At 57.6% G+C, this 18,421-nt stretch carries 15 protein-coding genes; 10 read left to right on the top strand and 5 right to left on the bottom strand.

Features of this window, described 5'->3' with window-relative positions:
* The first annotated feature begins 1 nt into the window (after window position 1).
* The 5 genes from dnaB to EDF75_RS24970 all read left to right on the top strand — a co-directional run bounded on the left by dnaB (window position 2) and on the right by EDF75_RS24970 (window position 5,650).
* Complete coding sequence (gene dnaB / locus EDF75_RS24990) at window positions 2–1,417, top strand: replicative DNA helicase (protein WP_045853454.1); 1,416 nt, start codon at window positions 2–4, stop codon at window positions 1,415–1,417.
* Window positions 1,418–1,560: 143 nt separating this feature from the next.
* The gene (gene alr, locus EDF75_RS24985) at window positions 1,561–2,640 is read left to right on the top strand and encodes an alanine racemase (protein WP_133601248.1); all 1,080 of its coding nucleotides are present in this window, start codon (window positions 1,561–1,563) and stop codon (window positions 2,638–2,640) included.
* A gap of 219 nt (window positions 2,641–2,859) precedes the next feature.
* Window positions 2,860–4,053 (top strand): aromatic amino acid transaminase, encoded by a 1,194-nt coding sequence (gene tyrB, locus EDF75_RS24980; protein ID WP_133601247.1) that lies wholly within the window; start codon window positions 2,860–2,862, stop codon window positions 4,051–4,053.
* A 288-nt stretch (window positions 4,054–4,341) separates the two neighbouring features.
* Entirely contained in the window at window positions 4,342–5,055 is a 714-nt protein-coding gene (gene aphA / locus EDF75_RS24975; protein ID WP_133601277.1) for an acid phosphatase AphA, read from the top strand.
* Window positions 5,056–5,293: 238 nt separating this feature from the next.
* Window positions 5,294–5,650, top strand: coding sequence for an MmcQ/YjbR family DNA-binding protein (locus EDF75_RS24970; protein ID WP_045853451.1), 357 nt, complete (start codon window positions 5,294–5,296; stop codon window positions 5,648–5,650).
* Here EDF75_RS24970 and uvrA read toward each other — a convergent pair whose 3' ends face one another.
* Complete coding sequence (uvrA, locus tag EDF75_RS24965) at window positions 5,651–8,476, bottom strand: excinuclease ABC subunit UvrA (RefSeq protein WP_133601246.1); 2,826 nt, start codon at window positions 8,474–8,476, stop codon at window positions 5,651–5,653.
* A 252-nt stretch (window positions 8,477–8,728) separates the two neighbouring features.
* On the opposite strand from uvrA, the gene ssb1 reads away from it, so the two are divergent.
* A complete protein-coding gene (gene ssb1 / locus EDF75_RS24955; protein ID WP_123709998.1) occupies window positions 8,729–9,265 on the top strand; it encodes a single-stranded DNA-binding protein SSB1 in 537 nt (178 codons plus the stop codon).
* A 31-nt stretch (window positions 9,266–9,296) separates the two neighbouring features.
* Here ssb1 and EDF75_RS24950 read toward each other — a convergent pair whose 3' ends face one another.
* Window positions 9,297–9,632 carry a hypothetical protein gene (locus tag EDF75_RS24950; protein ID WP_133601245.1) on the bottom strand — a complete coding sequence of 112 codons (336 nt, stop codon included), beginning with the start codon at window positions 9,630–9,632 and terminating at the stop codon, window positions 9,297–9,299.
* A gap of 70 nt (window positions 9,633–9,702) precedes the next feature.
* Here EDF75_RS24950 and EDF75_RS24945 point away from each other — a divergent pair, with 70 nt between their 5' ends.
* The 3 genes from EDF75_RS24945 (at window position 9,703) to EDF75_RS24935 (ending at window position 13,850) form a co-directional block, all read left to right on the top strand.
* Window positions 9,703–10,791: a cellulase family glycosylhydrolase gene (locus tag EDF75_RS24945; RefSeq protein ID WP_133601244.1), complete on the top strand. Its 1,089-nt coding sequence runs from the start codon at window positions 9,703–9,705 to the stop codon at window positions 10,789–10,791.
* A gap of 45 nt (window positions 10,792–10,836) precedes the next feature.
* Window positions 10,837–12,231 (top strand): MFS transporter, encoded by a 1,395-nt coding sequence (locus EDF75_RS24940; protein WP_133601243.1) that lies wholly within the window; start codon window positions 10,837–10,839, stop codon window positions 12,229–12,231.
* Between the two features lie 275 nt (window positions 12,232–12,506).
* Window positions 12,507–13,850 carry a carbohydrate porin gene (locus tag EDF75_RS24935; protein ID WP_133601242.1) on the top strand — a complete coding sequence of 448 codons (1,344 nt, stop codon included), beginning with the start codon at window positions 12,507–12,509 and terminating at the stop codon, window positions 13,848–13,850.
* A gap of 40 nt (window positions 13,851–13,890) precedes the next feature.
* Here EDF75_RS24935 and EDF75_RS24930 read toward each other — a convergent pair whose 3' ends face one another.
* Window positions 13,891–14,691 carry an SDR family oxidoreductase gene (locus EDF75_RS24930; RefSeq protein WP_208113328.1) on the bottom strand — a complete coding sequence of 267 codons (801 nt, stop codon included), beginning with the start codon at window positions 14,689–14,691 and terminating at the stop codon, window positions 13,891–13,893.
* 206 nt (window positions 14,692–14,897) lie between these two features.
* Here EDF75_RS24930 and EDF75_RS24925 point away from each other — a divergent pair, with 206 nt between their 5' ends.
* Window positions 14,898–15,800, top strand: a complete 903-nt coding sequence (locus tag EDF75_RS24925) for an AraC family transcriptional regulator (RefSeq protein ID WP_133601241.1) — start codon at window positions 14,898–14,900, stop codon at window positions 15,798–15,800.
* Window positions 15,801–15,869: 69 nt separating this feature from the next.
* Here EDF75_RS24925 and EDF75_RS24920 read toward each other — a convergent pair whose 3' ends face one another.
* Together EDF75_RS24920 and EDF75_RS24915 are read right to left on the bottom strand one after the other, a co-directional pair.
* Window positions 15,870–17,420, bottom strand: a complete 1,551-nt coding sequence (locus EDF75_RS24920; RefSeq protein WP_133601240.1) for an MltF family protein — start codon at window positions 17,418–17,420, stop codon at window positions 15,870–15,872.
* 83 nt (window positions 17,421–17,503) lie between these two features.
* Complete coding sequence (locus EDF75_RS24915; protein WP_115193780.1) at window positions 17,504–17,854, bottom strand: helix-turn-helix transcriptional regulator; 351 nt, start codon at window positions 17,852–17,854, stop codon at window positions 17,504–17,506.
* Between the last annotated feature and the right edge of the window lie 567 nt (window positions 17,855–18,421).

The raw sequence follows: 18,421 nt of genomic DNA, 5'->3' as shown, positions 1-18,421 counted from the left end.
TATGGCAGGAAATAAACCCTTCAACAAACCCCAGACTGAACCCCGAGTTCGCGATCCGCAGGTCGCCGGGCTGAAAGTACCGCCGCACTCGATTGAAGCGGAACAGTCGGTGTTGGGCGGTTTAATGCTGGACAACGAGCGCTGGGACGACGTCGCCGAGCGCGTTGTTGCAGAAGACTTTTACACGCGTCCGCACCGTCATATCTTTATTGAAATGGCCCGCCTGCAGGAAACCGGCAGCCCGATTGACCTTATTACGCTCGCGGAATCGCTTGAGCGCCAGGGGCAGCTGGACAGCGTAGGCGGTTTCGCCTATCTGGCTGAACTCTCAAAAAATACGCCAAGCGCGGCGAACATCAGCGCTTATGCCGACATCGTGCGCGAACGAGCCGTTGTCCGCGAAATGATCTCGGTGGCGAACGAAATTGCCGAAGCGGGCTTTGACCCCCAGGGCCGCACCAGCGAAGACCTGCTGGATCTGGCGGAGTCCCGGGTCTTTAAGATCGCCGAGAGCCGCGCGAATAAAGACGAAGGTCCGAGAAATATCGCCGAAGTGCTTGATGCGACCGTGGCGCGTATCGAGCAGCTGTTCCAGCAGCCGCACGACGGCGTCACCGGCGTGAATACCGGCTATGACGACCTGAATAAAAAGACCGCGGGTCTGCAGCCGTCGGATTTGATCATCGTCGCGGCGCGTCCGTCGATGGGTAAAACGACGTTTGCGATGAACATCGTCGAAAATGCGGCGATGCTGCAGGATAAGCCGGTGCTGATTTTCAGCCTCGAGATGCCCTCTGAGCAGATTATGATGCGTACCCTGGCCTCGCTGTCGCGCGTCGACCAGACGCGTATCCGTACCGGCCAGCTCGATGACGAAGATTGGGCGCGAATTTCGGGCACCATGGGCATTCTGCTGGAAAAACGCAATATCTATATCGATGACTCCTCCGGCCTGACGCCGACGGAAGTGCGCTCCCGTGCCCGCCGTATCGCCCGCGAGCACGGCGGCATTGGCCTGATTATGATCGACTACCTGCAGCTGATGCGCGTGCCGTCGCTCTCCGATAACCGTACCCTGGAGATCGCCGAAATCTCCCGCTCGCTGAAGGCGCTGGCCAAAGAGCTGCAGGTGCCGGTGGTGGCCCTGTCGCAGCTTAACCGCTCCCTGGAGCAGCGCGCCGATAAGCGCCCGGTAAACTCCGATCTCCGTGAATCAGGCTCTATTGAACAGGATGCCGACTTAATCATGTTTATCTATCGTGATGAGGTTTATCACGAGAACAGCGACCTGAAAGGCATCGCCGAAATTATTATTGGTAAGCAGCGTAACGGCCCCATTGGTACGGTACGTCTGACGTTTAACGGGCAATGGTCGCGCTTCGATAACTATGCCGGCCCTCAGTATGATGATGAGTAAATCTCCGTAGTCCTTCACGCCGCTGGTACGTTGACGCGCCCGCCCGCCTCGGTCACTTAGCCTGTTAAGCTCCCGGGGCGCCCGGACCTGTCGCCTTCCCGCAGCGCGATGGATACCGGCGACTCTTTTATTAAGGAACTTAAATGCAAGCGGCAACTGTAGTCATTAACCGCCGCGCTCTGCGACACAACCTGCAACGTCTGCGTGAACTGGCGCCTGCCAGCAAGCTGGTTGCAGTCGTGAAAGCGAACGCTTACGGACACGGTCTTATCGAGACCGCGCGAACGCTCCCTGATGCCGACGCCTTTGGCGTCGCCCGGCTTGAAGAAGCCCTACGCCTGCGGGCGGGCGGCATCACGCAGCCGATCCTGCTGCTGGAAGGCTTTTTTGAGGCCAGCGATCTGCCGGTGATTGCCGCCGAGCGCCTGCAAACGGCGGTGCATAGCCCCGAACAGCTGGCCGCGCTGGAAAGCGCCGAGCTGAGCGAACCGGTCAGCGTCTGGATGAAGCTCGATACCGGCATGCATCGGCTGGGCGTGCTGCCGGAAGAGGCGGAGGCTTTCTACCAGCGCCTGAGCCGCTGTAAAAACGTCCGCCAGCCGGTGAACGTCGTCAGCCACTTTGCCCGCGCGGATGAGCCGGAGTGCGGCGCAACCGAGCGGCAGCTGGATATCTTCACCACCTTTACCGATGGCAAGCCTGGCCTGCGCTCTATCGCCGCCTCCGGCGGGATTTTGCTGTGGCCGCAGTCGCATTTTGACTGGGTGCGGCCGGGCATTATTCTCTACGGCGTGTCGCCGTTAGAGAATCAATCCACCGGCGCCGACTTTGGCTGCCAGCCGGTGATGTCGCTGACCTCGAGCCTGATTGCCGTTCGCGAGCATAAAGCGGGCGAGCCGGTGGGCTACGGCGGGACCTGGATTAGCGAACGCCATACCCGGCTGGGCGTAGTGGCGATGGGCTACGGCGATGGCTATCCGCGCGCCGCGCCGTCCGGTACGCCGGTGCTGGTTAACGGTCGGGAAGTGCCGATTGTCGGCCGCGTGGCGATGGATATGATCTGCGTCGACCTCGGCCCCGAGGCGCAGGAGAGGTCCGGCGATCCGGTGGTGCTGTGGGGAGAAGGTTTACCCGTTGAACGGATTGCAGAAATTACAAAAGTAAGTGCTTACGAACTTATCACGCGCCTGACTTCACGCGTTTCGATGAAATACGTCGATTAGCCCCGATTTACCGCAATATTCCCCGGCAGCGTCGCGGCCGCCGGGGCCAGGGTGCTACCCGACAGCCCGGCTACGGTGCCAGCGCTGCGGCCGGGAAAAGCCCCGCCAGCGCCCTATAGGGCGATCGTCATCGGCAATCCGCTAACATCCTCTCGACCTGCCACGGCTTCCGGTTTATTGTGTTATGACCTGCCTTTTGTAAACCTGGAGAAACATCGCGTGTTTCAGAAAGTTGACGCCTACGCTGGCGACCCCATTCTCTCCTTAATGGAGCGTTTCAAAGAAGATCCTCGCAGCGACAAAGTAAACCTCAGCATTGGTTTGTACTACAACGAAGCCGGAATTATCCCGCAGCTGAAGGCGGTGGCGGAAGCGGAAGCGCGCCTTAACGCGCAGCCGCACGGCGCCTCGCTGTATCTGCCGATGGAAGGACTGAATGCCTATCGTAGCGCCATTGCGCCGCTGCTGTTTGGCGCCGATCACCCGGTACTGCAGCAGCAGCGCGTGGCTTCCATTCAGACGCTGGGCGGTTCCGGCGCGCTGAAGGTGGGGGCGGATTTCCTCAAGCGCTACTTCCCGCAGGCGCGCGTGTGGGTCAGCGATCCGACCTGGGAAAACCACATCGCTATCTTTGAAGGGGCTGGCTTCGAAGTAAGTGCTTACCCTTGGTTTGATAATGAGACCAACGGCGTGCGCTTTGAGGCGCTGCTCGAGACGCTGCGCACCCTGCCTGAAGGCGATATCGTGCTGCTGCATCCGTGCTGCCATAACCCCACCGGCGCCGATCTGAGCCATGACCAGTGGGATGAAGTGGCAAAAGTGCTGAAAGCGCGCAGCCTGATCCCTTTCCTCGACATCGCCTACCAGGGTTATGGCGCGGGCATGGAAGATGACGCCTGGGCAATTCGCACGATTGCCAGCGCCGGGATGCCGATGCTGGTCAGCAACTCCTTCTCGAAAATCTTCTCCCTGTACGGCGAGCGCGTCGGCGGCCTGTCGGTGGTTTGCGAAGATAGCGAAACGGCGGGACGCGTGCTCGGCCAGCTGAAGGCGACCGTACGCCGTAACTACTCCAGCCCGCCGAACTTCGGGGCGCAGGTGGTTGCCACCGTGCTGAACGACGCGGAGCTGAAGGCCTCATGGCTGGCGGAAGTCGAAGAGATGCGCACGCGCATTCTGGCGATGCGTCAGGAGCTGGTGAACGTCCTGAAAGAGGCGGTCCCCGGCGTTAACTTTGACTACCTGCTCAAGCAGCGCGGTATGTTTAGCTACACGGGATTGAGCGCCGCTCAGGTCGATCGCCTGCGCGAAGAGTTTGGCGTCTATCTGATTTCCAGCGGCAGGATGTGCATGGCGGGCCTTAACTCGGGCAACGTTCAGCGCGTTGCGCAGGCATTTTCTGCAGTGATATAACCCCCCAGCAATATCTGGCCCTTTCCGACGTATAAAGGAGAGGGCAATTCCCTTCCTGAAGTGTGATCATTCTCTTTTTCTATGACATTCGAGCAGAAACCTCTTTTCATCACCGGATGCCGGGGTTAAGGTCATGGTGAATTTATAAGCACCCACATTATTGAAAATTATAATGATTCGGTTATTTACACTCGCCATCATGCAAAATGCGTCTCAGCCCCAGGGAGCGTTCGGCTAACCGTAGCCGTCAAAGAGGCCGTTTGAATGATGACGTTTATAGGGATAAATATGCGCAAAATCACCCTGGCCTTCGGGGCCGTCTGCCTGCTGTTCACGCTTAATAGCGCCGTCGTTGCCCGCGCCTCGACGCCGCAGCCCCTCTCGACGGGAACCAACGTTGCTAAGCTCGCTGAACAGGCGCCGATCCACTGGGTATCAGTGGCGCAGATTGAAAATAGCCTGCTGGGGCGCCCGCCGATTGCGGTGGGCTTTGATATTGACGATACGGTGCTGTTTTCCAGCCCAGGATTCTGGCGCGGCCAGAAAACCTTCTCGCCCGGCAGCGATGCTTACCTGAAAAATCCCGAGTTTTGGGAAAAAATGAACAACGGTTGGGATGATTTCAGCATGCCGAAAGAGGTCGCGCGTCAGCTGATTGCGATGCACGTGAAGCGCGGCGATAGCATCTATTTTGTGACCGGCCGCAGTCAGACCAAAACCGAAACGGTATCAAAAACCCTGCAGGATGATTTCCTGATCCCCGCGACAAGCATGAACCCGGTCATTTTTGCTGGTGATAAGCCGGGACAGAACACGAAAACCCAGTGGCTGCAGGAGAAAAACATCAAGGTCTTCTACGGCGACTCGGATAACGATATTTCCGCCGCCCGAGAGGCGGGCGCGCGAGGTATTCGCGTTCTGCGCGCCTCCAACTCCTCTTACAAGCCTTTACCGATGGCCGGGGCCCAGGGGGAAGAGGTTATTGTGAACTCCGATTACTGATCGCCTGCGGGCGAAATAGCAGCCAGCAACAGCGGCAGCCGGAGGGCTGCCGTTTTTTTGTACAAAATCCGCTCCGGAAGGTTTTACCTTTTCGCTTATTGCTGCACACTTAGAAAGATTCATTCGCAGCATGAATGGCTTATCTGACATCGACAGCCGGGCCGCGGTGCGGCTCGCGGAATATCGCATTCACGGCGGTTCGCGCCATCGCGTCGGGACGCTCATGGGGGAATATTAGATGACAATTTCGGAGTTATTGCTCTACTGCATGGCCAAGCCTGGCGCGGAGCAAAGCGTACACAGCGACTGGAAGGCGACGCAGATTAAAGTGTCGGACGTGCTGTTTGCGATGGTCAAGGAGGTGGAGGATAAGCGCCCCGCGGTGTCGTTGAAGGCCAGCCCGGAACTTGCCGAGCTTCTGCGGGAGCAGCACGTAGACGTGCGCCCTAGCCGGCACTTGAACAAGGCCCACTGGAGTACGGTATTCCTTGACGGTTCGCTGCCGGATTCGCAGATTTACTACCTGGTCGACGCCTCTTATCAGCAGGCGATTAGGCTGCTGTCGGAGCCGACCCGACAGCAGCTTTCGCAGTGATTAGCTCAGCAACGGCTTGAGGAAATGCGCGGTGTGCGAGGCTTTGCACTCGGCAACCGTCTCTGGGGTCCCGGAGACGAGAATTTCCCCGCCGCCGCTGCCGCCTTCCGGGCCGAGGTCCACAATCCAGTCCGCAGTTTTGATGACGTCCAGGTTGTGCTCAATGACCACGATGGTGTTGCCCTGATCGCGCAGCTGATGCAGAACGTCCAGCAGCTGCTGGATATCGGCGAAGTGCAGACCGGTGGTCGGCTCATCGAGAATATACAGCGTCTGGCCGGTTCCGCGCTTCGACAGCTCGCGCGCCAGCTTCACGCGCTGAGCCTCGCCGCCGGAGAGCGTGGTCGCCGACTGGCCAAGACGGATATAGGTCAGGCCTACGTCCATCAGGGTTTGCAGCTTACGCGCCAGCGCAGGGACGGCGTCAAAGAACTCGCGCGCCTCTTCGATGGTCATATCCAGCACTTCATGGATAGTCTTACCCTTGTACTTAATCTCCAGCGTTTCGCGGTTATAGCGCTTGCCCTTGCACTGGTCGCACGGCACGTAGATATCCGGCAGGAAGTGCATCTCGACCTTGATAACGCCATCGCCCTGGCAGGCTTCGCAGCGGCCGCCGCGAACGTTAAAGCTAAAGCGCCCCGGCGTGTAGCCGCGTGAACGTGATTCCGGCACGCCGGCGAACAGTTCGCGTACCGGCGTAAACACGCCGGTATAGGTTGCCGGGTTAGAGCGCGGCGTACGGCCAATGGGGCTCTGGTCGATATCGATAACCTTATCGAAATGCTCCAGCCCCTGCACGTCGCGATAGGGCGCCGGTTCGGCGATAGTCGCGCCGTTGAGCTGGCGCTGGGCTATCGGGAACAGCGTATCGTTAATCAGCGTTGATTTACCGGAACCGGAGACGCCGGTAATGCAGGTAAACAGGCCCACCGGCAGCGTCAGCGTAACGTCCTTCAGGTTGTTACCGCGCGCGCCGGTCAGCTTCAGCACCTTCTGCGGGTCGGCGGCTACGCGCTGCTCAGGCACCGCAATCTTGCGCTTGCCGCTCATGTACTGCCCGGTCAGGGATTCAGGCACCGCCATAATATCCTGCAGCGTGCCCTCAGCCACCACCTGCCCGCCGTGTACGCCAGCGCCGGGGCCGATATCGATCACGTGGTCAGCGGCGCGAATCGCGTCCTCATCATGCTCAACGACAATGACCGTATTGCCCAGGTTACGCAGGTGAACCAGCGTTCCGAGCAGGCGTTCGTTGTCGCGCTGATGCAGGCCGATGGACGGCTCGTCGAGCACGTACATGACGCCGACCAGCCCGGCGCCGATCTGGCTAGCCAGACGAATACGCTGGGCTTCGCCGCCGGACAGCGTCTCCGCCGAACGCGAGAGCGTCAGGTAGTTCAGGCCGACGTTGACGAGGAACTTCAGGCGATCGCCGATCTCCTTCAGCACCTTTTCCGCGATTTGCGCCCGCTGGCCGGAGAGCTTCAGGTTGGTGAAGAAGTCCATCGCGTGGCCAATGCTCATATCGGAGATTGTCGGCAGCGGCGTATTTTCGACGAAGACGTGGCGCGCTTCGCGGCGCAGACGGGTGCCATCACAGCTGGTACAGGAGCGGTTGCTGATAAACTTCGCCAGCTCTTCGCGCACCGCGCTGGATTCGGTCTCTTTGTAGCGGCGTTCCATATTGTGCAGCACGCCTTCGAACGGATGGCGGCGCACGGAGGTGTCGCCGCGATCGTTCATGTACTTGAATTCAATATTCTCTTTGCCGGAGCCGAACAGAATGACTTTCTGCACGTCGGCATTGAGGGTGCCCCAGGGCGCTTCGATATCGAACTGGTAATGCTCGGCCAGCGACTTCAGCATCTGGAAATAGTAGAAGTTACGCCGATCCCAGCCGCGGATCGCCCCGCCCGCCAGCGACAGCTCCGGGTTTTGGATCACGCGTTCGGGATCGAAATACTGCTGCACGCCAAGGCCGTCGCAGGTGGGGCAGGCGCCGGCCGGGTTGTTGAAGGAGAACAGGCGAGGTTCCAGTTCGCGCATGCTGTAGCCGCAAATCGGACAGGCGAAGTTGGCGGAGAACAGCAGCTCATCCGCTTTCGGGTCGTCCATATTGGCAACAACGGCGGTTCCGCCGGAGAGATCCAGCGCCGTTTCAAACGATTCGGCCAGCCGCTGGGCGAGATCGTCACGCACCTTGAAGCGATCGATAACCACTTCAATGGTGTGTTTCTTCTGCAGCTCAAGCTTTGGCGGATCGGAGAGATCGCAAACTTCGCCGTCGATCCTCGCGCGGATATAGCCCTGGCTCGCCAGGTTCTCCAGGGTCTTGGTATGCTCGCCTTTACGCTCTTTGATAATCGGCGCCAGCAGCATCAGGCGCTGGCCTTCCGGCTGGGAAAGCACGTTATCGACCATCTGGCTGACGGTTTGCGCCGCCAGCGGGACGTCGTGGTCCGGGCAGCGCGGTTCGCCGACGCGGGCGTACAGCAGACGCAGATAGTCGTGAATTTCGGTAATGGTGCCTACCGTAGAGCGGGGGTTATGGGACGTTGATTTCTGTTCGATGGAAATCGCCGGCGACAGCCCCTCGATATGGTCGACATCCGGCTTCTCCATCAGCGACAGGAACTGACGCGCGTAGGCGGAGAGTGATTCAACGTAGCGGCGCTGCCCTTCGGCATACAGCGTGTCGAAAGCCAGTGAGGATTTGCCTGACCCTGAAAGCCCGGTGACGACAATCAGCTTGTCGCGGGGGATAACGAGGTTGATGTTTTTGAGATTATGGGTGCGGGCGCCCCGAACTTCGATCTTATCCATTCACCTTTCCCGGTAGGTAGATACACGGATTGCCTGGTTTGTATGAAGAACAAACGGCGGAAACGGCTAATTATGGCACAATCCGACCTGTTTGAATATACAGTATTGGAATGGCAGCGTGGGTTGATGGTGAAAAATTGTATAGCGATAAGATGTTTACTGGAATCGACGTCCCAGCTATCTAAAAGGGCCTTTGTGGTGTTAGAATTACCGGTTTACACTTATTAAGAAACGTATTCAGGAGATTCGATCATGGCCAGCAGAGGCGTAAACAAGGTGATTCTCGTCGGTAATCTGGGGCAGGACCCGGAAGTACGCTACATGCCAAGTGGCGGCGCCGTCGCCAACTTCACGCTGGCGACTTCCGAATCCTGGCGCGATAAGCAGACCGGCGAAATGAAAGAACAGACCGAATGGCACCGCGTTGTGCTGTTCGGCAAGCTGGCTGAAGTGGCTGGCGAATACCTGCGTAAAGGTTCGCAGGTTTATATCGAAGGCCAGCTGCGTACCCGCAAATGGACCGATCAGTCCGGTACTGAGAAGTACACCACTGAGATCGTGGTCAACGTTGGCGGCACCATGCAGATGCTGGGTGGCCGTCAGGGCGGCGGCGCTCCGGCAGGCGGCGGCCAGCAGCAGGGCGGTTGGGGTCAGCCTCAGCAGCCACAGCAGCAGCCGCAGGGTGGCAACCAGTTCAGCGGCGGCGCGCAGTCTCGTCCGCAGCAACAGGCTCCGGCAGCACCTTCTAATGAACCGCCGATGGATTTCGACGACGACATCCCGTTCTAATCAGTACGTATTGAGAACGGTAGTCCTGGAATCATAAACCCTGCTTCGGCAGGGTTTTTTTTGTCCTGGCGAGGCCCGCCTTTCGCCTTTCTGCTCTCCGTTTCCCGTTTCCCGTTGCCTCTTCTTCTTCCTCTGCTTCCTGCTCCCATTTCCGGACTGAACTGACCGCCGTGCCTGACGCCATATTTAAATAAATTATCTTAATAAACAAGGGATTAAGTATTCTATCTTCGTTCAGTCGCTTTCCCGTCCTCTGCTCACCGTCTTGCGAAACAGCCTTCTTATCCGGCCAGCGTCTTCTGCGCAGTCGATCACGTTTCATCGACATCAGCGCGCCAGGTTTGTGAGGATTATCTCTTTTCTGCATGCCGCTATTTGCTCATTGATGCCGTAACTAATATTTATTAGCTAATTATTATCAGCGGTAAGGAGCAGTGATGAAACAGCAGTGGAGCAAAGAGCAGGCGCAGGCGTGGTATCAGCAGCAGGGTTGGCTTTGCGGGTTTAACTATCTGCCTTCGACGGCGGTCAACTGGACCGATATCTGGCAGGAGGAGACGTTCGATGCGCCAACCATCGAACGTGAACTGGGCTGGGCGGCAGAGGCGGGCTACAACACGCTACGCATCAACCTGCCGTTTATCGTCTGGGAGGCCGATCGCGATGGCCTGATGGCGCGCATCGAGCGTTTCCTGACAATTGCGGATAGCCGCGGCTTTAGCACCATGCTGACGCTGATGGACGACTGCGGCTTTTCGGGTGACGAACCCTATCTGGGGCCGCAAAAACCGCCGGTACCCGGCAAGCACAACAGCCAGGCGGCGGCGAGCCCCGGGCGGGACAAGGTTTGCGACCGCGACTGCTGGCCGCAGATCGAATGCTATATCCGCGACGTTATTCGCCAGTTCCGCGACGATAAGCGCGTTCTGCTCTGGGATCTCTATAACGAGCCGGGCAATCGCGGCATCTTTGCCACCGGCACGGTTGAGGTGCTGTACGACGAAAAGCTGGAAACCTATGCTCAGGAGCTGATGGAGCTCGCCTTCCGCTGGGCGAGGGAAGAGGACCCGACGCAGCCGCTCACCGTCTGCGCGTGGCGCCTGCCGGAGGAAGTTGAAGGAGAGACATTCTACCAGCACCCGCTGGATCGGGCTGCGCTGGCGCTTTCGGACGTGATCAGCTATCACGCCTACACCAATACCGCCCGCATGACGGCGATTATCCAGCAGCTCCAGCAGCTGGAGCGGCCGCTTTTTTGCACCGAATGGCTGGCTCGCCACGTCGGCAGCACCATCGAAGAGCAGCTGCCGCTGATGTATATAGCGAAAGTCGCACCTTACCAGTGGGGCCTGGTGCGCGGTAAAACCCAAACCTGGCTGCCGTGGCCGGTGGTGATGAAGGAGTCTGTCGATTACTGCCGGCTCTGGTTCCACGACGTCTTTGAAGAGAATGGGATCCCGTTCTCCCGCAAAGAGATTGCGCTTATGCGCAGGCTTCGTCACATTGCCCAGCCGTCACGGGCATAATAATAATATATCCGGCGGTGCGCCGCCGGGATTAGGGTACGCACTATGGCAACGACAATGAAAATACCGTCTCGCGAGTTGTGGTCTTATTTTGGCTATGGTTTAGGTCAGTGTTTTAGTTTTGGTTTAGTGGGCTCGTTTATTAACTATTTTTATACCGATGTGCTGGGAATATCGGCGCTGGCGGCGAGTACGATTTTCCTTATCGCACGCGCGTGGGATGCGGTTCACGACCCGCTGTTCGCCAGTATCATGGATACTATTAACAGCCGCTTTGGCAAGTTTCGTCATTTCCTGCTGATTGCGCCGCTGTTAATTACCGGGGTCACGCTGCTGGCGTTTTATAAAATCGAAGCCGACATGACCACCATGATTATCTACGCCGGGGTGACCTATATCCTGTGGGGCACGCTGTACGCGATATCGGATATTCCGTTCTGGTCGATGTCCTCGGTGATGACCAACGACTCCGGCCAGCGCACCCGAGCGGTGACGGCGGCAATGCTCGGCGTTAATGCCGGGATTGCCTGCGCCAATATCTTCTTCCCCAAGCTTGCGGCCTTCTTTGCTCAGTACAGCAACGATAAGGGCTATTTTATGGCGGCGCTGGTGATGATGATGGTCGGCCTGCCGCTGATGCTTAACGGCTTTTTCCAGATTAAAGAGCGGGTGCAGGCCGGACCGGAAAAGGTCACCATGCGCGATACCTTCCATAATCTGCGGCAAAATAAGCCGCTATTTATTGTCCTGCTGTCGTTCTTTTTCTGCATATTCCACAACGTCGCCGGCGGGATTTACATCTATTTCTTTATCTACAATATGGGCGACGGCGGGCTGCAGATGGCGATCGGTATTATGGGGATCGTCGCCGCGGTGCTGTGCCTCGTCGCCCCGATGCTGACGCGCAGAATGCAGAAGCGAAAGCTGTTCATGATCCTTTGCGGGCTGGATATCCTGGTGCGCGTGGTGATGTGGTTTGCCGGCTATCAGCACGCGATGCTGCTCTTTATTCTGCTGGGCCTCAGCACGCTGTTTGTGATGATGTCCAATATTCTGACCTCGTCAATGATTGCCGATACCATTGAATACGCCGAATATCACACCAACAAACGCTGCGCGGCGATTACCTTCTCCGGACAAACGTTTACCGGCAAAATGTCGGTGGCCGTCGGCGGCGGATTAATCGGCGTATTTCTGACCCTGATAGGCTACGTGCCGCAGGCGGCCAGCCAGAGCGAGAGCGTGCTGAACGGGCTGTTCTTCGGTATCTGCCTGCTGCCCGCAGTTGGCTCGCTGATTCGTATGGGCTGTATGTCACGCTACACCTTTACGGAAGATAAGCACGCGGAGATTTGCGCGTTACTGGCGGAGCGCCGACAGGCTGCGCGTCCGGAAAACGATAGTGAGGACAATCTGAAGCAGCCGCTGCCGATAAACTAGCTACGCCGATAAAATATACCGTCCGGGGAATCATTGAGAATATTCCTGTGCGGAGATAGATCCTCAGGAGAAAATAGACCGGCAGGCCTGAATAGTCCTGCGATTATATCGCCGTGGGGTGCTGGCGCCGCCGTCCGGTCGCGCGAATAATATTGCTACTGTTGTTAATAACCCGTCCGTGACGATGGGCGGGTTATTATTGTCATCATCGTCATGCTTTATTCATAAACCCTAAAAATAAACTCTATTTAATTAAATAATAAAAGGCTCTACCGATGAATAAATTCTGGGTCGGCTGTTTTTTGACGTCTTTATTTACCCCTGTGGTCAATGCGCAGGCGCCGTTATCCCTTGAGGAGCGTCTGGCACAAATGGAACAACGGCTGAAGGCGACCGAGCAGCGGGCGGCCAGCGCGGAGGCGGAGATCGACGAGTTAAAACGTCAGGATACGCCGGCGGCGGTCGCCAGCGCCGCGCCGGCCAAACCCGCGTTACAGCTTAATGATTATGGCGATATCAAATTCTACGGCGACGTTGAGTTTAATATGGACGGCGCCAGCCGCACCGGCAGCCTGACCTCGATAAAAACCAGCGCCAATAAAAACTGGGCTCCGGGAGATAAAGAGCGCTGGGATATTAACGGACGAATTCTTCTGGGCTTTGATGGGTTGCGGAAAGGCGCTAACGGTAAATACGCCGGGTTTAGCGTGCAGCCGCTGGCGGATATGAACGGCAAAATGAATCTTGATGACGCGGCGTTCTTCTTTGGCCAGGAGGATGACTGGAAAATTAAAATTGGTCGCTTCGAAGCCTACGATATGTTCCCGCTTAATCAGGATACGTTTATTGAATATTCCGGCAACACGGCCAACGACCTGTACAGCGACGGCTACGGCTATATCTACATGATGAAAGAAGGGCGCGGGCGCAGCAGCAGCGGCGGTAACTTCCTGCTCAGTAAAACCCTCGATAACTGGTATTTTGAGGTCAATACGCTGGTGGAGGACGGCAGCTCGCTGTTTGTTGACCAGAGCTATCACGGCAATGCGCTGGATAATCGGAAAAACGCGGTTTACGTCCGTCCGGTGGCGGCGTGGCGTTCCGGCGCCTGGTCGGTCGCGGCGGCGCTGGAGAGCAACCTCGTGAATAACGCCTACGGTTACCAGAACCAGGAGGGGCGCTGGGTCGATCAGTCCAGCCGTACCGGCTACGGTATGACCCTCAGCTGGAATACGCAGAAGGCCGACCCGCAGGATGGGGCGGTGGTCAATCTGAGCAGCGCCTATCTGGATGCGGCGGACGAAAAGGACTTCAGCGCCGGTATTAATGCGCTATGGCATCGCGTGGAGCTAGGCTATATCTACGCGCACAACAAAATCGACCAGTTCAATCTGTCCGGCGTGAGCGCGGAGTGCGACGGCGACTGCGCGATTCTGGCGCCGGGACGCTATGACATTCACACCCTTCATACCTCGTGGCAGCTGCCGAATATCATGGATATGCCGAACTTTAATATCTACCTCGGGGCCTACGCGTCGTGGCTGGACTCGTCGGCAGCCAAAACCGGCAATACCGATGAACGCTACGGCGCGCGGGTGCGTTTCAAATACTTCTTCTGATAGGGAAAACGGCCCGGGAGGATTTTCCGGGCCGCAGTCGTCAGCGCGGCTGCTGCGGAGGCCCGGACGGCAACGAGCGGGCGCGACGGCCCATCTCTTCGGCCTCCGCGCGCCTCAGCGTCGCGCGCGGGTTGAGCCGTCCGATCAAGCGAAGGAGCCAGGCCATTCCGGGCAGAATTTCCTCGCGATCGCGCTCCAGATCGCGAAGAGCAGCCTGGGCAAGCTTGTCTACGTCCATGAGGCGGGCGGTGTTCATCTCCTCCTGCCCCTTGTTGAAATTTGTTCTCGTTGCGGGTGGCGCCAGCTCGATAACCTTGATGTTCGATTGCCTGAGCTGCACCCGAAGCGACTGGGTGTAGGAGTGCATTGCGGCCTTGGTCGCGCAGTAGATCGGCTTCAGGGGGAGAGGAATGAACGCCAGGCCAGACGTCACGTTGATGATGGCGGCGGAGCCCTGCTGTTTCAGGTGCGGAAGAAGCTGCCCGATCAGCTGCAGGGGACCGATAAGGTTCGTGCGTATCTCTGTTTCCAGATCTTCCAGATCGCCGCGAGTATCGTTCAGATCGAGCCTGCGGCCAATGCCGGCGTTGTTGATCAGAATATTAACCTGCGGGAAGTCTCGCGTAACGACAAAGCAGAGACGCTTAATCGAAGCCGGATCGTTTTGATCGCAAACAAACGTATGCAGACCGGGCGCCGACCTGCGGGCGTCCGCAAGCCTCTCTTCCGCTCTACCGGTTACCAGCACGGTGTTGCCCCGGGCCAGCAGCGCTCTTGCAAGGGCGAGGCCTATCCCGCTGGTCCCACCGGTGATAAGTATTGTGTTACCTGATAAATTCACAGCGCTTCTCCATATTCCCATATAGCCCGCATGCCGCTTTTTCACCGAGGCCAGCGTGCGCGGTAGCCGGGCTTCTGCGTGCCAGCCTCTTGTTTGCAGCATAGGGAGCCGGGCCCCGGGCGTGAATGCCAAAAATGGTCAAATTCTTGCCCGATCCCAGCTGAAAGGGTAATTTTTAGTTTTTATTCAACGCAGCAGGCGGAGCAATGATCGATTTATTAGCCGCGGCACTTCTGCGCTATTCCGGGCGAATGGCCGGGGAGGGGATTATCCCGACGGCGATCGAATGCATGGCAATTTTGCGATCCGATCGCCCAAAGCCGCCCGTGCACATCATCACGCGTCCGGCCATATGTATCGTTGCGCAAGGCGCCAAATGGGCAACCTTTGGAACCCGCCAGCTGGAGTATAAAACCGGCCAGGCGCTGGTGGTGGGGGTCGAAACTCCGTCCGTGGGGCGGGTTTTTGAGGCCAGCCCGGGTAAGCCTTGTTTAGTCCTCGCTCTTGAGCTGGACCTTGGGGTCATCCGCAGCGTTGTCGAAGAGCTTGACGATCCGCCGGCGCCCGTCGGCGAGCCGGGCTGCGGGGTGTTTGTCGCGGACATCGAAGGGCCGTTGGCCAACTGCGCGCTGCGGCTGGTCGCCCTGCTGGATACTCCGCGGGCCATTCCAACGCTTTACCCGCTCATCATGCGGGAGATGTGCTATTGGCTGCTGGCCGGCCCAAAAGGCGGCGAAATCGCGCGCCTGGCTTTGGCTAACCCATCGCAAAGCGTTATCGCCGCAATGCACCACCTCAGAATGAACTTCCGTCATGCCATGCGGCTCGACGAGCTGGCAGAACTCGCGCGGATGAGCCCCTCAGCGTTTCATCGCCACTTTAAGGCGCTCACCTCCCTGTCACCGATTCAGTATCAGAAGCAGCTCCGACTGCTTGAGGCCCGTAGGCTGATGTTTCTGGAAAATATGAATGTCGAGCGCGCGGCCTTTTCCGTCGGCTATGAGAGTCCGTCCCAGTTCAGCCGGGAGTATGCCCGTATGTTCGGCGCGCCGCCGAAGCGCGATGTGGCGCACATGCGCACGGCGCTGCTTCAGCAGGGCGAATCGTAGCCGAGATTGAGAGAGAAGGAAGCCGATCTCAGACCGTCCCCCAACTGACGAAAACCGCGCCGTTCGGCCTTACTGCGCCGCCGGGACGTCGCCCGTCTTGAGCGGCGTCTCCTCGCGCTGGGCGTCGGCGGTGGCCTTCTGCTTGCGCGTCATCTCATCGATAATCAGCCGATAGGCGATGTAGTACTTATAGATATTGCTGACATAGGTGACGGTCTCGGAGCCGATTTTCTCCGCGGCCAGGTACTCCACGTTACCAAACCAGATATTAGGGTCAAAGCCGCGCTTTTTGGTTTCAGCCCGCAGGCGGGCGATCCTCGCCGGTCCGGCATTGTAGGAGGCGAAGGAGAACAGCGCCTTATCGAGCTGGGTCATCGGCTCGTCGCCGTAGTACTGGTCTATCATCCAGCGCATATACTTCACCCCGGCGTGGATGTTGGGATCGAGCTTGCTGATATCACCGACCTTCAGCTCCTTACCGGTGCGCGGCATAACCTGCATCACGCCTATCGCCCCGACGTGGCTGCGCACCGACTGATTGAGGCGCGACTCCTGATAGCCCTGGGCCGCCATCAGCAGCCAGTCGACGTCATAGCGATCGCCGTACTTACGGAAGATCTCCACCATCGCTAAAAATTTCTGCCGCTCCTTTTTCGCCGCCGCATTTTTGACATATTTAGCGTCTTTCAGGTAGCGCAGCAGGATGGTATTCCCCAGCCTGCTGCCCTGGCTATTCGTCTTCACAAACTGATTAAGCGAAGCGAGCAGCTGGGGGCTATCTTTGCGCACCGCCCAGGCGATGCTGCCATCGTCGCGCAGGACGATATTCTGGTGTACCTCGATTTTAGGGAATACCTGTTTCCAGAACAGCGCCTTATGGCGATCGACAACGGTCAGGGGGATAAGGCCGGCGTTGAGCATCTCAATCAGGTCCTCATCCTCAAGCGATTCCGGCGCGGCATCAACGATCACCGGCTGGCGCGACTCTTTGATAAAGCGCGCGTTTAGCGCGATCAGACTCTGGTAATAGCTTGAGGAGCGGCGCACGAACACCGTCTTGCCCGAAAGCTGGTCGATGTCGGCGACCGCGGGAGAGCCCGGCCCCGAAAGCAGCAGCTCCTGAACGCGGGTATAAATCGGCGCGCTGAAGGCGACCTGCTGCTGGCGCTCGGGGGTGATGGTGAGGTTCGCGGCGACGATATCTCCCTTACCGGCATTGAGCGCCTCGGTCAGCTGGTCGCGCGCCACCGGAACGAAAACGATCCGCACCTTAAGATGACGGTGCCGGAGCTTTTTCTCCTTCATCAGCTGACGATTCAGGTCGCGCTCGTACTCCATGAAAATGTCGTGGGTGGCGCCGCGCTGGGTGCCCTTATCGATAAAGAAAAAGGTTTTGCTGTAGGTGGTCAAAACCCGGATGGTCCGCCGGTCGAGCATGCCGGAGAGATCCCCCTGCCAGGGTTTTAGCATCTCTTCGGTATTGACCTCCAGGGTCTCCCGTGGCTCGGGCGCCGGCGGTTTTTTCTCAGCGGAAGCGGCATAAACGGAGCCAACCAACAGCATCGCGAGGAGGCAGGTAGACCAGGCGATAAATAATCGCGGCAAACAGAGGATGTTCATGGCGCGGTGCTCCGCAGGGACATCCTTTTATTTTAGTCAACTCTGCCGGGTTAGCGTGTCGGCCAGGCGCCTGGACTGTGATTTTATGCCGCTGAAATTTTACGGAACTGGCTGGGTGTGACCGAATAGTATTTTTTAAAGGTCCGGTTAAATGCGCTGATGTCCTCATAGCCGGCCATGATGCAGATATCGACGATGCGAAAGGCCGGCTTTATCTGCAGCAAATCCCGGCACAGCAGCATCCGCTGCCGCCTGATGAATTCCATCGGTGACATCTGGAAGTATTGCTGGAAGAGGCGAAACAGGTGCCACTCTGAATAGCCGGAAAAAACGCTTAGCGCATTGACGGTGAGTTTTTTCTCAAGATTATTTTTTATCCAGCGCACCAGTTCGTGCAGCACGGCCTGTTGGATCCCATTTTTACGCTGATTCATGCCGGTTCCAGAACGATGCTGCCCGTCGCTTCATGGCGCGGGCAGAGGGTTACGTCACGGTCAGGTTGCCGCCCGGCATGGCTCTCTGCCGGGCCTCGGTGTCCAGCGCCGTCGCGGGAAAATGCCTTACCGTCCCTGGCAAGGCGCCACTACTTTGCTTTTAGATATCGCAATCGGCTTTCGATGATGCTCCCATAAGCCTCTGCGACCATATCCTGTCATTTTGAGGAAAATATGAAGAATCTGGATTAATATCCCTGCAGATATATTTTGCGCATACGTGATGGTCTCTCTGCATAATTTTTTCAATATCTCTTCATTTTATCTGCGGTATTTTAAGCTAACTTTTGCGTGTTCCTGGTCAACCCCAGAGAGCATCATTCCTAACAAGATCTTTCCCCCTTTCAACCAATGCGAAAGGGGGCTTTTTGTTTTTTTTAATTAATTAAAAATACGCTATATATTACTTCTCGACCCTCTCAGACAGAAAAAACAGGCTCAAGTTCCGGCGATAAATTTTTTTATTTACGGTTCTTTAAGATCCATTTTTTCTCCATTGTTTCACCA

The organism is Klebsiella sp. BIGb0149 (genome assembly GCF_004362605.1).
Lineage (GTDB): Bacteria > Pseudomonadota > Gammaproteobacteria > Enterobacterales > Enterobacteriaceae > Klebsiella > Klebsiella terrigena.
The sequence above is the reverse complement of the archived record's forward strand: the minus strand, read 5'-3'. Positions and strand labels throughout refer to the sequence as shown.